At 38.8% G+C, this 16,495-nt stretch carries 12 protein-coding genes and 1 pseudogene; 1 reads left to right on the top strand and 12 read right to left on the bottom strand.

Annotation, left to right across the window (positions count from 1 at the left end; genetic code table 11):
• Positions 1–285: 285 nt before the first annotated feature.
• The 4 genes from GQR53_RS01350 to GQR53_RS01335 form a co-directional block, all read right to left on the bottom strand.
• Positions 286–804, bottom strand: a complete 519-nt coding sequence (locus GQR53_RS01350; RefSeq protein WP_004334799.1) for a DUF4240 domain-containing protein — start codon at positions 802–804, stop codon at positions 286–288.
• Positions 804–995, bottom strand: a complete 192-nt coding sequence (locus GQR53_RS01345; RefSeq protein WP_004334795.1) for a YwbE family protein — start codon at positions 993–995, stop codon at positions 804–806. The genes GQR53_RS01350 and GQR53_RS01345 overlap by 1 nt, the downstream gene beginning before the upstream one ends.
• A gap of 68 nt (positions 996–1,063) precedes the next feature.
• Entirely contained in the window at positions 1,064–1,345 is a 282-nt protein-coding gene (locus GQR53_RS01340) for a hypothetical protein (RefSeq protein WP_004334792.1), read from the bottom strand.
• A gap of 15 nt (positions 1,346–1,360) precedes the next feature.
• Entirely contained in the window at positions 1,361–1,573 is a 213-nt protein-coding gene (locus tag GQR53_RS01335) for a hypothetical protein (protein WP_004334789.1), read from the bottom strand.
• Positions 1,574–1,673: 100 nt separating this feature from the next.
• Between GQR53_RS01335 and GQR53_RS01330 the strand changes: the two are divergent.
• Positions 1,674–2,484, top strand: a pseudogene (locus GQR53_RS01330) (ion transporter).
• Positions 2,485–2,572: 88 nt separating this feature from the next.
• Here the strand turns inward: GQR53_RS01330 and GQR53_RS01325 are convergent.
• From GQR53_RS01325 to GQR53_RS01295, 8 genes are all read right to left on the bottom strand, one after another.
• Positions 2,573–3,697, bottom strand: a complete 1,125-nt coding sequence (locus tag GQR53_RS01325) for a DUF748 domain-containing protein (protein WP_165742659.1) — start codon at positions 3,695–3,697, stop codon at positions 2,573–2,575.
• Positions 3,698–3,926: 229 nt separating this feature from the next.
• Positions 3,927–5,018: a GGDEF domain-containing phosphodiesterase gene (locus GQR53_RS01320; protein WP_346774380.1), complete on the bottom strand. Its 1,092-nt coding sequence runs from the start codon at positions 5,016–5,018 to the stop codon at positions 3,927–3,929.
• Positions 5,019–5,043: 25 nt separating this feature from the next.
• The gene (locus GQR53_RS20715) at positions 5,044–5,457 is read right to left on the bottom strand and encodes a hypothetical protein (protein ID WP_231619921.1); all 414 of its coding nucleotides are present in this window, start codon (positions 5,455–5,457) and stop codon (positions 5,044–5,046) included.
• A 559-nt stretch (positions 5,458–6,016) separates the two neighbouring features.
• Positions 6,017–7,156 (bottom strand): aspartate-semialdehyde dehydrogenase, encoded by a 1,140-nt coding sequence (gene asd / locus GQR53_RS01315; protein WP_165742658.1) that lies wholly within the window; start codon positions 7,154–7,156, stop codon positions 6,017–6,019.
• Between the two features lie 203 nt (positions 7,157–7,359).
• The gene (locus GQR53_RS01310) at positions 7,360–10,056 is read right to left on the bottom strand and encodes a TonB-dependent receptor (RefSeq protein WP_138490090.1); all 2,697 of its coding nucleotides are present in this window, start codon (positions 10,054–10,056) and stop codon (positions 7,360–7,362) included.
• A gap of 64 nt (positions 10,057–10,120) precedes the next feature.
• On the bottom strand, positions 10,121–14,209 hold the full coding sequence (locus GQR53_RS01305; RefSeq protein WP_165742657.1) for a hypothetical protein: 4,089 nt from the start codon (positions 14,207–14,209) through the stop codon (positions 10,121–10,123).
• A gap of 296 nt (positions 14,210–14,505) precedes the next feature.
• A complete protein-coding gene (locus GQR53_RS01300) occupies positions 14,506–15,834 on the bottom strand; it encodes a hypothetical protein (RefSeq protein ID WP_165742656.1) in 1,329 nt (442 codons plus the stop codon).
• A gap of 44 nt (positions 15,835–15,878) precedes the next feature.
• Positions 15,879–16,484 carry an energy transducer TonB gene (locus tag GQR53_RS01295; protein ID WP_197098794.1) on the bottom strand — a complete coding sequence of 202 codons (606 nt, stop codon included), beginning with the start codon at positions 16,482–16,484 and terminating at the stop codon, positions 15,879–15,881.
• Positions 16,485–16,495: the final 11 nt, after the last annotated feature.

Raw genomic sequence — 16,495 nt, 5'->3', positions numbered from 1 at the left:
TGCTCGACTATACTGATTCTTACATGTGTGTAAGCCAGTAAGATAAAGCAAGAGCAATTACCGAGCCCATTAGGTTACAAACCTCGTGCCGCAAATAAATCCCTTAAATTGAACACATTTAAATCCACAAAGATTCATCCTAGATACTGCATTACAAACCATTTTGCTGTTAAGTACTTTAGTTAATACGTGCTTAAACAGCAAAACGATTTATATCAATGCGCTTACTTGAAGGGAAATTGAACTCATAAAATTGTTTGAATAGCGCTCAAATTACTGTTTGTTTTATTGCCAGTACTTTGCAAATAATAAAGGGTAGCTTTGCTTTAAGAACTTAGGTTTGTCTTTAAAACGTTTACCTTTAGGTTCATCACTGCCTGATGGAATAAACGGTAATTCGTCTTCGCTGCGTTCTTCAAATAATAAACCGGCTATTAAATCATACTCATCAATATACGGGTAAGGCTGCTCGTTTAAGTAATAAACAGGTGTACACTGCGCTAACGAATCAGCATTTTCTAAAGCGTTTTCGAATACTGTTTTACCGCGCGAAATTAACCAACATCTAAACTCGCTAAAACCGTAATCGTCGTTACATCCAGCCATCACAAAAGCGGCACCAAACAAATCCCAGGTAAAACATTTACGCATATGTATGCCAAAGTGTTTATCAAAATCAATAAGGTGCTGATCGCTTAAATCATTAAGTTTAGTTTTTAGGTTATCGCTCACACTTTGCGGATCGAGCCCTAAATCAGGCGTTGTTACTAAATCCCAAAAAGCCTGCTCTGTTAACGTTGCCATTATAAAATCTCTTTTACTCGGCCAACTTGACCATCTTCTAAACGTACTTTAATACCGTGTGGGTGATTTGGTGATTTTGTTAAAAGGCGCTCAACAACACCTTCTGTTAATGTGCCGCTGCGTTGATCTTCTTTTAATACAATATTTACTGTGGTACCTGGTGAAATTTGCGAACGCGAAGGAACAGCCATAATTTAAACCCTAAAAATAATTTATCTAATTATAACGTCCATGTGATGTCATACCAACTAAACCGCTGTTAATTGGCTAAAAATGAGATGTGTGCTGGTTTTGCGTTCAACTTAATAGCTGCTAGCTGGCTAAGTATAATCTGCGTTAACTCATCAAGTTGCGGTTTTGCATCTTCACGGGCTACCTCATCAATAAAGTAACATTGTACTTTTAACGTGTTTACTTCGTTATTTAAATCAACTGTATGCGTTAGATAATCAAAACCAATTACCATTTCTTTAATTGCTTCGCATGCATTAGTAAGCGCTAAGCGAATTTGCTTATCGCGCTGTTTTTGAGTTTTAGTCATAAATATAAAGGTTACTTATTTAGTCTGGGCTTGTTGCTGTTTTTTAAACTCTTCGTAGTTAGAGTCTTGTTTATCTAGGCATTCGTAATATTCTTTGTCAGCTTTATAGTTACACTCATCAAGGCGCGCCGATTGTAATTCATGAAAACGTGCATCAGAGCTGCAGCCAGCCAAAACACATGATCCAATAATAAGTAATGCGCTGCTTTTTAGTTTATTGATAAACATTAAATTTCCTTACACTTTCTATATCGAAAAAGCGTTAAATTATTACGATACTATTGTATATTAGCGCCATAAAATCTTAATATCCAAAGGATCTATTACTATGATGTCGCAGTTACAAAAGTTGTTTCAGCGTATAGACAAAAGCAAGATATTTCAATCATTTGTTATAGCTGTAATTATTGTTTCTGCCCTTACAGTAGGTGCACACACTTACTCACTACATCCTACCGTAGAGCTTGCTCTAAATTGGATGGACGTTGGCATTACTGCATTCTTTTTTAATTGAACTAATAATCCGCTTTGTTGCAAGTAAAGGCATTAAAGACTTCTTTTCTAAGGGATGGAATATATTTGACACTATCATAGTATTGGGCAGTTTATACCCTGCTGCTGGCTCTACAATGTTAATTGCTAGGCTGTTGCGCATATTTAGAGTGTTACGATTGGTTTCGATGATCCCAGAGCTACGCTTATTAGTTAACTCATTGCTTAAAGCAATTCCGCAAATGGGTTATATAGCTCTATTAATGTTTGTTATTTTTTATATATACGCCGCTATGGGCAGCATGATGTTTGCTGAAATAAACCCCGTACTTTGGCAAGACGTCTCAATCTCAATGCTTACTTTGTTTAGGGTCGCAACGTTTGAAGATTGGACCGACATCATGTACGAAACAATGGCGGTATACGAATTAAGCTGGATTTATTACCTTACGTTTATATTTTTAACCGCATTTGTATTTTTAAACATGATGGTAGGTGCAATACTTGAGGTAATGAGTGAGGAGCACCGAAATGCCCGAGAAGAGCTTGCGGATAACGATTCTCTACCTGCAACACAAGGTCAGGTAAATGAGCTACAAGTTCAAATTGCAGAGCTTAAAGCGCTATTGAGTAACCGAAAAAACTAATCTGATAAGAGTACTAAAGCACCCACTTAAAGTTTAAAAAGTGGGTGCAGTTTAGGCATTCAACGCAAACATACATTACCAAAGTGCTTTAATTTTCCTCGTTATCAGGTTTGTCACCCGTATCTTCAAACGAAATGATGTTATCTACTTTCATCTTAAACGCATCAAAAAATGCGTTTTTTAGTACAGAAATAACGGCTTGAAAAGTCGACACATCCGTATTATCTAATTGCCCCTCTATAGGAATGCGTGCAGCAACGAGTTTAGACTCATCGTTTTCGAGTATAGAGCCCAGTAGATCTACACTGCCTTCAAATATGGCAGTAAAGATACCGTCATCATCTTTTTCTATATCTTCTCGCCAAGAAAATACACTCAGGTTTTGAACACCCGCTTTTACATAACCATTTAAGTTATTATCTTTAGCCACAAGCTCCATTGCACCATCAATGCCCCCCGCTTCAATATCAAACGGAGTATACACTTTAAACACAGTGTCGAGATTTTTAACTGAGAAGCGCTGTACCTCTGCGTTAAAATCAAAATTAGCGCGTTTGCTAAAAGGGTCTAGTTTGCCATCAAGTTTTAATGCGGCCTCTCCCATTAACGCCCCCTCTACGTTTAAAGTAGTCACAAGTGTTTTTGATAGGTTTTGCGCATTCGTTATATTTTCAATTCTGGCATTAATATTTGATATAAAAGTGGGTTTTTCACCGTTATTGGTTGAGTTAACTAAGGTTAACTTGCCTTGCTCAATTATTAAGGTATCAATAGAAAACAGTACTAAATCATTCGCCAGTCCCACCCAAGTGGTTTCATCTTTTACTTGTTGATTTTGCTCAGAAGCATTGGGGTCTTTATCGTAAATAACTATCTCAGGACGCGTAAAAGCCATGTTTGTGACTAAATTCCCTTTTAAAAGGGCTGACCACGCAAGTGAAAAATCGAGAGTTTGAATACTCAGTAAAGGCTTAGGAGCTGAAGTTGCATCAACAGCGTAAATTTCAACGTCGTCAATCGCGTAGGCACCGCGATATAAAAACAAATCTACATCACCAACATGCCCCGTAACACCTTCCGTATGTTTTAGCTGATAATTTACGTACTGCTGAAGCGCATAAGGTGCAGCTATTCTGGCAATAATAAGGACTAATAAAATAACCGCAAATGAGTTAAACCATTTGCTATGAAATACATTAGAAACCGAGCTCATTGTAATTTCCTTTACCTAATACTTTCGAATGAGCATTTTAAACATGTAAGAATTACGCAAAATTGTAACAACACTACGTAAATCGTATTTAAAATACATCGTTAATAGCCTAAGTGAAGTTAAAGTGGCTAATTTAAGTATTAACAGCAAAGGTTATACCAATTTAAAATTGCTACAAAAAATTGGGTTTATGCAGCAATACTTAACTAAATAAAAACAGCGAGTACCTTTAATATATCAAGGATAGTGCTTGATCAAATCTAACTGGTTTACTGAATATAAAACCTTGGTATTTATCAATTTCTAAGCTTTGTAATAACGTTAACTGAGCGGAGTTTTCTACGCCCTCCGCTATTACTTGGCAACCAATCATATGCGACATGTTAGTTACCGCAGATACAATACTTTTGTCTTTTGAGCACTCACAAATATTATCAATATAAGATTTATCTATTTTAATGTAATCAACTGATAGCTCTTTTAAAACCGATATAGAAGAAAACCCAGTACCAAAGTCATCAATAGAAATACGCACACCGGTATTTTTTATGGCCGTAATCACTTTTGACAAATACGGTAAATTTTTAATCATGACTGTTTCTGTTATTTCTAAATGCACATTGTATGGTTTAACTGCGTATCTATTTAAAAGCGCAACTAAAAAATCTAAAAAGTTATGATTTTCTAGTTGCAGCACCGACACATTAATCGACAATCCAATATTACTATTTACGGTATTTAGCTTACTTAAGCTCGCAATAGCTTGCTCTAGTACAAATTCGCCGAGTATATTAATTTTTCCATATCGCTCTGCAATATCTATAAATTCTGAAGGGGGAATAAATTCATCATTAAACTGCCAACGAAGTAGTACTTCAAACGTAGTTATTTCATTTGTGCTTATATCAACAATAGGTTGATAGCACAGATGAAAGTCACCTTTTTCTACGCACTCTTTAATTGAGCTGCGAAGTACTTCTTCTCTTTTAAGCGATTCATGCATTCGCTCGTCAAATACTGATATTTCATTACGGCTTTTCTTACCTTCATACATAGCTACATCAGCGTATTTAATCGCCTCTGCAAGATTAAAATTTTCGCGCGTAAAATACAGCCCAACCTTAAAAGAGGGGTTTACTTGATAGCTATCCATGCTTACTGTTTTCGTTAAGGTTTTAACTAATCTAAAAACACAGTCAAAAAGTTCATCTTCGGTGTTAGTGCGAGAATAAAAAATAAACTCATCACCTCCCCATCGACAAGCAATAAAGTCGCCTTGGGTTTGTGCTTCAACTAATCGTTTACCTGTTTGGGCCAGCACAAAATCACCAAAATCGTGACCGTATTTATCGTTGATGATTGGCTAAATCAAGTTCAACATTAGAAACAAAGCTCCCCCTGTTAAACAATTTAGTTAAGTTGTCTTTTTGCTCTAAAGAAATTATTTGTTCGGTACGAAGTTGTACTTCGTTTTCTAAGTTTTCAATAAATTGATCTAACTTAAGTTCATTATTAATTGATGACTTTACATCTTTTGCACTGCGTGAAGCCGTTATAAAACACAAAATAAACCATAAAACGAGCCCTAAAACACCTAGTACATTCTCATCTTCAATAGGCTGTAAAAGTAATAAAATACTAAAAGGAACCAATAAGCAGGTTATATACGACAAGGAGGAACGAATATCAGAAACTAAAACGTTTACACCGCCACCAGCAAGGGAGCTAAAAACAACCAGTGATACAAATTTTTCCTGCATTTGCATGTTTTCATAAAACAAAATAGGAAAAGCAGCCCATGTTAAAGCCGTTAATAATAAACCTATAAAATACAGATGATATTTAAAAGCATGGGTGTTGTTAACAAATACATGGCTTGCTATTCGAAGTAATGAAATAAATGATAACGTAAAAAGCCAGTAAAGCTTTTCTTGCGAGGCGCTGTGGTTAATACTGCTAAAAATAAGAAAACAAGAAACAACCGTGTTTATAGCAATTGCAGAACTAAAATAGGAGCTAACAAATGCTAATCGCTTATTGGCAAAGTTATTTGTGTGAGATAAAAAAGTATTGTTTTAGCCTCTTAAGCGGTTTTATAAGCCATTAAACTAAAAAGGGCTGGCAAATTGCCAACCCCTTTTGTTAAAACTGATTATATATTATACCAATTCGCTTAATTAAGTGATCTATTTTGAGGGAAGAAAATCGTGTCGATAACATGGAAAAAATTTCTTTATTTAGTTGTTCTATATCAGAAATATTTAACGTAGTTAACGTCAGATTTAACCCCTCAAATTGATTAAGTATTGCGAATTAGTATTACTCACCATCAACAATTATGCGTAGCATACGACGAAGTGGCTCTGCCGCGCCCCATAAAAGCTGATCGCCTACTGTAAATGCGCTAATGTATTTTGGTCCCATCGCTAATTTACGAATACGCCCAACAGGAATGCTTAAAGTGCCCGTTACTTTAACCGGTGTTAAATCTGTGGCACTAATTTCACGCTCGTTTGGAATTACCTTAACCCACTCATTATGAGACGCTAAAATTTCTTCAATTTTTTCTACGCTAATATCTTCACGTAATTTAATGGTCATCGCTTGCGAATGACAACGCATAGCACCAATACGAACACATAAACCATCAATTGGCACTGGTTGCTTAGAAGAGCCTAAAATTTTGTTGGCTTCTACTTGCGCTTTCCACTCTTCTTTAGACTGACCGCTTGGCATAGGTACGTCAATCCACGGGATTAAACTGCCCGCTAATGGCACACCAAATTGGTCTTGTGGTAAGTCATTTGACGCCATTGTTTCACTGACTATTTTATCAATTTCTAAAATAGCAGAGCTTGGGTTATCTAATTGCTCGGCAACACTTGCATGAATAGCGCCCATTTGTGCAATAAGCTCTTTCATATTTCGTGCACCAGCACCAGAGGCTGCTTGGTAAGTCATTGGGCTTACCCATTCAATTAGGTCTTGCTCAAATAAACCGCCTAATGCAAGTAGCATTAGCGATACTGTACAGTTACCGCCAACAAACGTTTTAATGCCTTGCTCTAAGCCTTGTTCAATAACATCTTTGTTTACGGGATCTAGCACTATTATGCTGTCCTCACTCATACGCAGTGCTGAAGCTGCATCAATCCAGTAACCATCCCAACCCGACTCGCGTAATTTTGGATATACCGCATTGGTGTAGTCACCGCCTTGGCAAGTAACAATAATATCCATTTTAGCAAGTTCGCTAATGTCACTTGCATCTAGCAATGGTTTTGCGTCGCCTGCTATATCAGGGCCTAGTTGACCCGCTTGTGAGGTGGTGAAAAAGGTGGTGTCGATATGGGCAAAATCACTTTGCTGCTGCATACGTTCTAATAACACAGAGCCAACCATGCCACGCCAACCGACTAATCCTACTTTTTTCATTGTTTGTTCCACTGTTTGATTCATAAAAGATGCCTTAATACATTAAAAATTAAATTCATTGCGTGAGATTTAATTTTCATTAACGTCAAAATAACACCACCAGCGCGCTAAAACTAGTGAATAAAGTAGAACTTAAATATTTTTCATAGTCATAAAAAAGCCCTGTATTAAATACAGGGCTAATAGGTAATTAGGTTTTATTATATCCCCCTTCCTTGGGTAGAAAATTAAAACTCGTAGCTAAAGCTTAAACTAAACTCAGTGCCTTCTTCTTGACGCCAAAGTGTTAAGTTTTCTTGTTCAATTTCTTTTTCTTGGCCAAGTATATTTTTAACTTTAAAATTAACTTTAGTATTAAAGTTAGGGAAGTAAGAATAAACTAAATCAAGAGAATGAAATGACTTTTCTTCTGCGTCTTCGTTACCACGCGTACCTGGTACGATTATGCGCGGCCCAAACACGTTATAAACAACTGAGGTAGAATGAAAACCATCAGCAGAGTCATAACCCATTTGTAAGTTTGCTACCCATTCAGAATGACCAACTAAACGACGTTTATTATTAGTAACAATGTTAGAAACAGAGTCAGCTTCCAACGCCTCTTTTAGTTGTTGTTCAAATAATGAATCAACCCCATCAGCATCGTTTATGCCAAGCTCAACACTTGAATCCGATAGAGTAACGTTACCTGATAAAAATATGGCAGATAAATCATTATGAATAAAACTAAAGTCAGTTAAAAAGTCTACCTCAATACCTGTTAGTTCACCCGACTGCGCATTTGCTGTTAGTAATTGCGGAGCAGCTCCACCAACACCCGCTAACTCAACCATTTCAATTGGGTTTTCAATATCTTTATAAAACAAAGCAACTGATAGATTGTTTCCTGAAGGCATGTACCACTCAAACCTAAAGTCAGCATTTTTTAGCTTAGAGCTTTGAAGTGTAGGCGAGCCTCGCACTAAAAACTCTGTTAGTGGGTCAACATAATAAGTTGAGCTTACATCACGCATATCTGGGCGAATCGTCGTTTCACTTAAGTTTAAGCGAAACTGCATTTCTTCATCCATAATATAAGTAATTGCTAAAGAAGGAAAAAAGTTATCTTCTTTTATTGCAACTTCGCTCACTTCTTCAATTGTTCCATCAAAGAAATTAGTATGAGCCTGAAAAGGCACTGATATTTGAGAAAAGTCTTCCCAACGAATACCACCGGTTATACGCCATGTGTTTTCGTAGAAAAAGTCGGCCATAAAATAATAAGCGTCTAACTTATGTGCAGCGCTGTACTTATCACCATCTGCGGTACCATCATCAAAAATACCAGAGCCTGTAATACTTGTATAAAACTCACTATTAGCTAAATTTTCGTCAGAAAAAATTTGGTCTATGTTTGAGCCAAATGTATATTCATCTGTTATACCACGGTGCGTAATACCAAATTGAATATTACTTGCATCACGTTTTTTTTCAGAAAAATCGCCACCCACCTTAAGCTCTAACTCATAGCCATCACCATAAAACGGGATGCCCATATTCCAACCATATGTATCTACGTCATCATGCAAAGTTTGATAATCACGCGTTACGTTTGTTGCAGCAACATCTTGTAACTGCTCTGATTCAAATACACCATCATTTAAGTTAGTTTGAAAAACAACATCCAATGCGCCAGGAGCATCTCTGTTGGCGCGGCTTGTACCGGCATACCAATCAAAAAATAAATTTTCTAATTCAGGAAAGTTATGCGTCCCTTTGAGCTGCGTAGAGAACATTTCACGCTCTTCATACATAACGTCAACACGGCGTAACTCAGTAACACCTTCTTCTGACTCGTTAGCATCGAAAAAGTCACGATTACGCACTCTGTCACTCATATCATGAAGAGCTATATTCGTTAGTTCAAATTTATGGTTATTATTAAATTCATAACCTAAATTTAATGTGCCACTCCAACGAACGGTTTGTTCAGTAGATATGCCATCATAAGTTTGTGCAAAACATTTGTCTTCGCAGCCCAAACTACCTAAATTTGTACCGCTTTGCTCTTTAACTACTTCCCATTCATTGTCATAGGAAACAGCGGCTAGAACGCCAAAAGTACCTACTTCAGACTCAAACCTATCACCTAGTGCTACTGAAAAATTCATGCCTGGATCAACGTCTTTCTCAGTAGGTCCAACTTGCCAATCTAGAGATTGTAGGAGCGCTTGACGCTGCTCAAGCGTAGTACTGCTGTCACCTTCAAGTCCTGCATCACTTTTAAGCGCTGTAGAAATTAATGAAGGTAAAGCACGTGTACCATCATCGCGCCCCATCCAATCATCATCACCACCACTGTAAAAATAACCGGTGTCACTGTTAGAGGTGTTATATGAAGTACCTAACTGTATTTTAAACAAAAAATCAGAAGGAATAGATTTGGTGCGTATATTTACATTACCACCACCAAAGTGCGCTGGCATATCAGGAGAAAACGATTTCTGCACACTTAAACTTTCAATAATATCCGATGGAAATAAATCCAGTGGAACAACTGATCGAGTGGGATCTGGGCTTGGAACATACATGCTATTAAGTTGGGTACTTGAATAACGCTCACCCAAACCACGAACATAAATATATTTACCATCGACTAAGGTTAAACCAGTCACACGACGAAGCGCTGAAGCTGCATCGCCATCACCTGTGCGTGATATTTGATCAGCACCCATAATATCAGCAACAAATGCCTGATTTTGACGCTCTTGCAGTACCGCACCCGCACTGCCTTTTAGTCGCTGGCCAACAGCAACTACTTCTTCTATTTCTTGCTCTTCGGCTTCGGCTGCTATAGCTGTGTTTACTGATAGCCCCATAATTGCAGCCATAACTGCGCAATTTAGTTTACATAGAACAAGAGAAGAGGGTTTAAAAGATTTCATTTTTATACTCCGAAACAAAACAAGACATTAGCCGAGCTTTCGCTCGGCTATAATGTGGTTTGGATTAAAGACCTACCTTAACCCAACCTGCTGTCCAGTCTGTTTGTGCATCCATTGCACCAATATAATCTACTGAATCAAAGTAACTATCTAGGCTTGAAGAATCAAAACCATTACCTAACAGTAATGACTCAGCCGAAGGCATATAACCGTTATCTGCTAAACCAAGGTCTGTGGCTGCTTGCACAGAGTTACCTGTTTGGCCTAAGAACCAAGACTCAACATTACCAGTACCAATTGCTTGCGTACCAAAGTTATTTGCCGTTTCACATGCAACAACTGAGTGAGTAACAGTTAATGTACCATCCTCTGCGCGAGGAGCTGAATCTGAACCTACACGTAAACAATTTGAATAATCTGCCCCACCTGTCACAACCACGTTTTTAAGCATACCCGCAGTGCCTGCACGTAGACGTATACCGTTAACCCCAACATTACCAATAATAGTAACATTAGAAATTGTAGGCATTGTGAGTGGAGTTGCACTTGAATCAAACTCAGAGTTATCCGCCTCAATTGCATTATCACCTGTTGAGTCAGCTTGCTTGATAAGTACGTATTGCGCTTTACCCGTCCAACCAAATGACCAATCTAGTGAGTCATCACCAATATTAGTTAAAACCAGGTGACTGATGTTTGCAGTACCACCGAAAAATTCAACACCATCGTCCAGATTTTCATGAACGTGAATGTAATCAAGCTCTGTTTGACTACCAACACCCGCAAGCGTAATGCCGTTTAACTCATCTCCGTTACCTAGCGTTTTACCTGCTTGTTTAACTGCCACGTATTTTAAAGTACCTGAGTTATCTTCTGGGTCATTACCACCAAATTGGCCAGCATCACCTTCAGCAGACACACCACAGTTCGCAAGCTCATCAGCGTTAGCTTCGCCTTCTTGATCGCCACACGAGTTAGCCGGTGCATTACCTAAAAGCACTAAACCGCCCCATTGACCAATAGTCGTTTCGCCACCAGTAACATCTTCAATAGACGTCATAGTAATTGGCTGAGTTGCACTGCCCACAGCCTCTATTTTAGAACCACGACGAACAACTAAAAAGTCATCACCCGACTCGCCAATAAGCGTAGTACCAAATTGAACATATAAAGTCGTTTCATCAACGCGGTCATTACCTACGGCTGTACGGCCTTTGAGAATCCAATGGGCATCGTTAGTTAATGTTACGTCTGAAGTGAATACAACATCAGAAGTTAACTGATAAACTGGCTTGTCTGTGATTTCAGGAAAGCTCGCTGATACATCAGTAGCAAAACCCTGCTCTAAGGCATTTTGAATATCATCCGGAAAACTTGGTGTTATAGCAACTGTCCAACCATCCATCCAGTTATTATCGCCATCAAACGCACCAATATAATCTGTTTTAGTAAAGAACGAATCAAGGTCTGACGAATCAACACCCGAACCTAATAATGGTGAGCTAGATTTAGGTGTAAAGCCATCGGTTGCTAAACTAAGGCCAGCAGCTGTCAGCGTTTGGTTGCCTGTTTGGCCTTCAAACCAAGATTGAACATTACCACCACCAATTGCTTCACTGCCAAAGTTATTATCTTCACTACATGCCACTACTGAGTTTTCAATAGAAAGCTCACCAGATTCTGCATTTGCTACAGAGTCAGAACCCACACGTAAACAGTTTGAGTAACCTTCAGGTCCTGTAATTACTACATTACGTAGAACGCCCGCTGTACCTGCACGTAAACGAACACCGTTAGTACCATCAGCACCTACAATTGTTACGTTAGAAATTAGTGGCTTTGTTAAAGGTGTAGCATTTGAATCAAATTCTGAGTTATCCGCTTCAATAGCGTTATCACCACCAACAGCACTTTGTTGAATATAAATATTTTGCGCACGACCTGTCCAACCAAACGACCAATCAAATGCATCATCACCAATGTCAGTAAGTACTATGTTACGAACATTTACAGTACCACCAAAAAACTCAACGCCATCATCAAGGTTTTGATGAACTTGGATATATTCTACTTTTGTTGCAGAGCCTACACCCGCAAACGAAATACCATTAAGCTCATCACCGTTACCGAGAGTTTTACCTGCGTGCTTAACGACAATATAACGAAGTACACCTGAGTTATCATCGCTAATATCGCCACCAAACTGACCAGCGTCACCTTCAGCTGATACACCACAGTTAGCAAGTTCTTCAGCAGTCGTTTCGCCAGTTTGATCGCCACACGAGTTAGCAGGAGCATTACCTAAAAGTACTAAACCGCCCCATTGACCAATTGTTGTTTCAGCGCCTGTTACATCTTCAATAGATGTCATTGTAATAGGTGCAGTTGCATTACCATTTGCGTTAATTTGCGAACCACGACGAACAACTAAAAAGTCATCACCTGATTCACCAATTAATGTCGTGCCTGCTTGAACATAAAGTGTTGTAGCGTCTGCACGGTCATTACCTACTGCGGTACGGCCATTTAAAATCCAATGTGCGTCATTTGTAAGTGTTACATCCGCTGTAAACGTTGTATCTTCAGCTAAGCGATATACTGGCTTATCTGTAATTTCTGGAAATTCGCTAGATACATCTGAGGCTAAACCTTGTGATAGCGCATTATCAATATCAGTAGGGAAGCCACCATTGATACCAACAGTCCAACCTTCCATCCAATTAGTTGAGCCATCAAATGCACCAATTTGAGTATTTGCAATAAGTGGCGAGCCAGCAAGTGGTGTATAACCGTTGTCATCTAGCATTAAATCAGCTGGGGTAAGCGTTTGGTTAGCGTCTTGGCCTTCAAACCAAGATTGTACATCGCCACCGTTAATAACTTCGCTGCCAAAGTTATTCGCTGCAGTTTGACAAGCAACAATAGAGTTTGTAATCGTAAGTGTGCCATCCTCAGCACGAGGTACTGAATCTGAACCTACACGTAAACAGTTTTCATAAGTAGCTGGGCCCGTTACAAATACATTTTTAAGAACCCCAGCAGTACCCGCACGTAAACGAATGCCGTTATTGCCCTCAGCACCCACAATTGTAACGTTTGAAATAGTAGGTAAAGTTAATGGTGTTGCACTTGAATCAAACTCAGAGTTATCAGCTTCGATAGCGTTATCGCCTACGTTAGCCGCTTGTTGAATGTAAACATTAGTAGCCGAACCCGTCCAACCAAAAGACCAATCTAGCGAATCGTCACCAATATTTGTAAGTACAACATTGCTTACATTAACTGTGCCACCAAAGAACTCAATACCATCATCAAGATTTTCATGTACTTGAATATAATCAACCGTAGTTGCAGAGCCAACACCGGCAAACGTAATACCATTTAACTCATCACCATTACCTAACGTTTTACCGGCTTGCTTAACAAGTACATACTTTAAAGTACCTGAATTATCATCACTGATATCGCCACCAAACTGACCTGCATCACCTTCAGCCGACACACCACAATTAGCAAGTTCATCAGCTGTTGCTTCACCTTCTTGGTCGCCGCAAGAGTTTGCTGGCGCGTTACCTAATAATACTAAACCGCCCCACTGACCAATCGTTGTTTCTTGAGCTGTAACATCTTGAATTGAGGTCATTGTAATGGGCTGACTTACAGTCCCTACCGATTCAATTTGTGAACCGCGACGAACAACTAGGAAGTCATCTCCTGTTTCGCCAATAATCGTTGTACCTTGCTGAATATAAAGCTTGGCATTATCTGCGCGATCATTACCAACCGCAGTACGGCCATTTAAGATCCAGTGTGCGTCGTTTGTTAACGAAACATCAGTAGTGAACACAGTATCTGCAGCTAAGCGATAAACGGGCTTATCTGTAATAGATGTAAACTCACTAGAAACATCAGTTGCTAAACCTTGAGTTAGTGCATTATCAATATCAGTAGGAAAGCCAGTGGTAGCATTTTGTGAATCATCACGTGATGACGTTTCACCACTTGTATCGTCACCGCCTTCAATAACGTTAGTTACTGTATCACCTTCATTAATAGTTGTGTCGCCTTCAGATACTACTAAGTCTCCACCACAACCAGCTAAAGATACTGCAGTTGCAATCAAACTTACTTTGAATAAGTCAGATAATTTCATTGTTCACTCCGTTAAAGTATTTAATTATTTTTTAGGTGCTCAAATAAACTCAAGTCACCATAAAACACTTAAATAATGCTTTAAGGTCACTTGAGTTTAGCTGCGGTTACAATACGGGAGACTTATGACAAAGTAGTTACAGTTTAATAACCATAAGATGACAATAGTAACTTATTTAAAATCAAACAATTGGATGCTTTTAGAGACGATAAAAACCGCCCTGAGGCGGTTTTAGTATTGCGATTATGAACTGGTTTTACACGCGTTACTTGTTAATTAGTAAAGCGCTTTAAAATTTACAGTAAAGCTGTTCTAAGTGTTTCTGCATGCACTTTTTCGCGCTTTACATATTTGATCCACTGCTGTGCTAAACGCTGAGATTTTTTATGTTTTTCTGCCTGCTCAAACGCTAAAATTGATGCATCAAAGTTTTGCATGTTGTACTGCGCCATACCGAGTGCAACAAATGCATTTGATTCAAAATCAAGGCCACCTTTATCAAGTGCTTTACGCGCTGCATCGGCGGCTTCTTCGTATTGCTCTGTGTTAACAAATACTTCGGCTAAACGTTGATCGTATTTACCGTGCTCAGATAAATCAGCAGCTTTTCCAAAGTAGGTAATAGATTTTTCATCTTCTTTAGCTTGGATCATCGCCTCTGCTACAAAAGCGTAGTTTTTTGCTGTTTTTTCAGCAATATCTTTATCAATGGCATCGCTCATCACTTTTGCAGCTTTAAACGCTAAACCATTGTATAAATACACTTGCGCTAATTGGCGTAAATCAGATTTAGAGGTTAAAAATCCTTGCTGGTAAGCGGCTTCAATTACCGCCAACTGTTGTTTTTCCCTACCTGTTTCACCATACATACCCGATAACTGCACCCAATACTCAGGCTTATTATAAAGCTTTACCATGCGCTCAAGCACTTCAACAACTTTGTCAGTTTGATTAAGCGAGTAATACATTGCACGCTGTAGTACTAACCAGTTTTCTTTAGGGATTTTGCCTTCGCTGTCGCTTAAAGCAATCACTTGAGATATGTACTCAAGCCCTTTTTTATAATCTTTTAACTGATAGTATGTTTGAGCTCTTAACAAGTAATAGCCTTCTGTTTTAGGCTGAGTGTTAATACTGTCCCAATCATCTAAAAAAGAGATAACTTTAGTGTAATCACTATTAGCCATAGCCAGTTGAGCCAAGCTAAATGTAGTGCTTAAACGAAGTGACTCAGGAATGGCTTCCTCTGCTACCACTTTTTCAAACGAGGCAATCGCTTTTGGTAAGTCGTTTTCGTTGTAATAAATAAACCCGTAAAAGTTATGCATCATTGCCACTTCGTACGAGTTCATGCTTGCAGCTCGCTCTTGAATGCTATCCAGCGCTTCAAGTCCACCTTTAACATCGCCATCGTCTGCAAGTTTTTGGGCACGAGCAAGCTGGCTATAAACCTTTTCACGCAGTGCTGGTACACGTTTCGTTTTTTGTTCTTGCTCCGCATATGCAGTAGCTACATTTAGCCCTGGAATTAGGCTTAGAGCACTTGGTGCAACAATACTTGTACTGATCGCAGCGGTACAAAATAGTGTTAACTTTAAAAGTTTAGCTGTAGGTAGTAATTTCATAATCGCCTCGCATTTCTGTCCGTTTACTCGTGGTTAATTACAAATTAACCGCTAATTTGGAAAGATATTTTGTTCTGAACACCCGCAACTTCAACGGCTTCACCGTTTACTACGCGCGGTTTATATTTAAATTTAAGGGCTGCATCCATCGCAGCTCTATCAAAAAGTGACTCAGGCTCTGCTTTTACTACTTGTGGGTCGCGTACAGTGCCTTGTTTAGTTACTGTAAATTCAACAATAACGTAGCCTTCTATGCCACGTGATAACGCACGGCGCGGATAAACAGGGGCCACCTTTACAATCGGTAAGTATTCACCATCACTTGTTTCAAGTGCTAACCCGCCGGCTAAATTTACATCCGCATCTACATTGGCACCAAAGTCAAAGTTGTTAGCATTTGCTGTAGCATCACTATTTTTCATTTGCGGTGATTCCATTGGTGGTGGCGGCTCTTTTGGTGTTGGTGGTTTTTGTGGCTTGCGCTCTTTTTTTTGTACGGTTTCTTCTTTTTTCAAGCGAACAAAATCAAGTACGTTACCCTTAACCGGATCCGTTATAGCGCCTTCACCGCCAGTGATCAGTGCCTGCATGCCTAAAAACAACATAAAGGTCACTACACCGGCTATCACTAATGCAACTAAATATCGCAACATAACTAGCC

This window comes from Pseudoalteromonas sp. Z9A6, from assembly GCF_011378805.1.
GTDB lineage: Bacteria > Pseudomonadota > Gammaproteobacteria > Enterobacterales > Alteromonadaceae > Pseudoalteromonas > Pseudoalteromonas distincta.
The sequence above is the reverse complement of the archived record's forward strand: the minus strand, read 5'-3'. Positions and strand labels throughout refer to the sequence as shown.

Coding starts and splice junctions, on each gene's coding strand:
- GQR53_RS01310 (WP_138490090.1), bottom strand. CDS start 10,056: ATGAAATCTTTTAAACCCTCTTCTCTTGTTCTATGTAAACTAAATTGC.
- GQR53_RS01350 (WP_004334799.1), bottom strand. CDS start 804: ATGGCAACGTTAACAGAGCAGGCTTTTTGGGATTTAGTAACAACGCCT.
- GQR53_RS01325 (WP_165742659.1), bottom strand. CDS start 3,697: ATGAGCTCGGTTTCTAATGTATTTCATAGCAAATGGTTTAACTCATTT.
- GQR53_RS01345 (WP_004334795.1), bottom strand. CDS start 995: ATGGCTGTTCCTTCGCGTTCGCAAATTTCACCAGGTACCACAGTAAAT.
- asd (WP_165742658.1), bottom strand. CDS start 7,156: ATGAATCAAACAGTGGAACAAACAATGAAAAAAGTAGGATTAGTCGGT.
- GQR53_RS01340 (WP_004334792.1), bottom strand. CDS start 1,345: ATGACTAAAACTCAAAAACAGCGCGATAAGCAAATTCGCTTAGCGCTT.
- GQR53_RS01335 (WP_004334789.1), bottom strand. CDS start 1,573: ATGTTTATCAATAAACTAAAAAGCAGCGCATTACTTATTATTGGATCA.
- GQR53_RS01305 (WP_165742657.1), bottom strand. CDS start 14,209: ATGAAATTATCTGACTTATTCAAAGTAAGTTTGATTGCAACTGCAGTA.
- GQR53_RS01300 (WP_165742656.1), bottom strand. CDS start 15,834: ATGAAATTACTACCTACAGCTAAACTTTTAAAGTTAACACTATTTTGT.
- GQR53_RS20715 (WP_231619921.1), bottom strand. CDS start 5,457: ATGCAGGAAAAATTTGTATCACTGGTTGTTTTTAGCTCCCTTGCTGGT.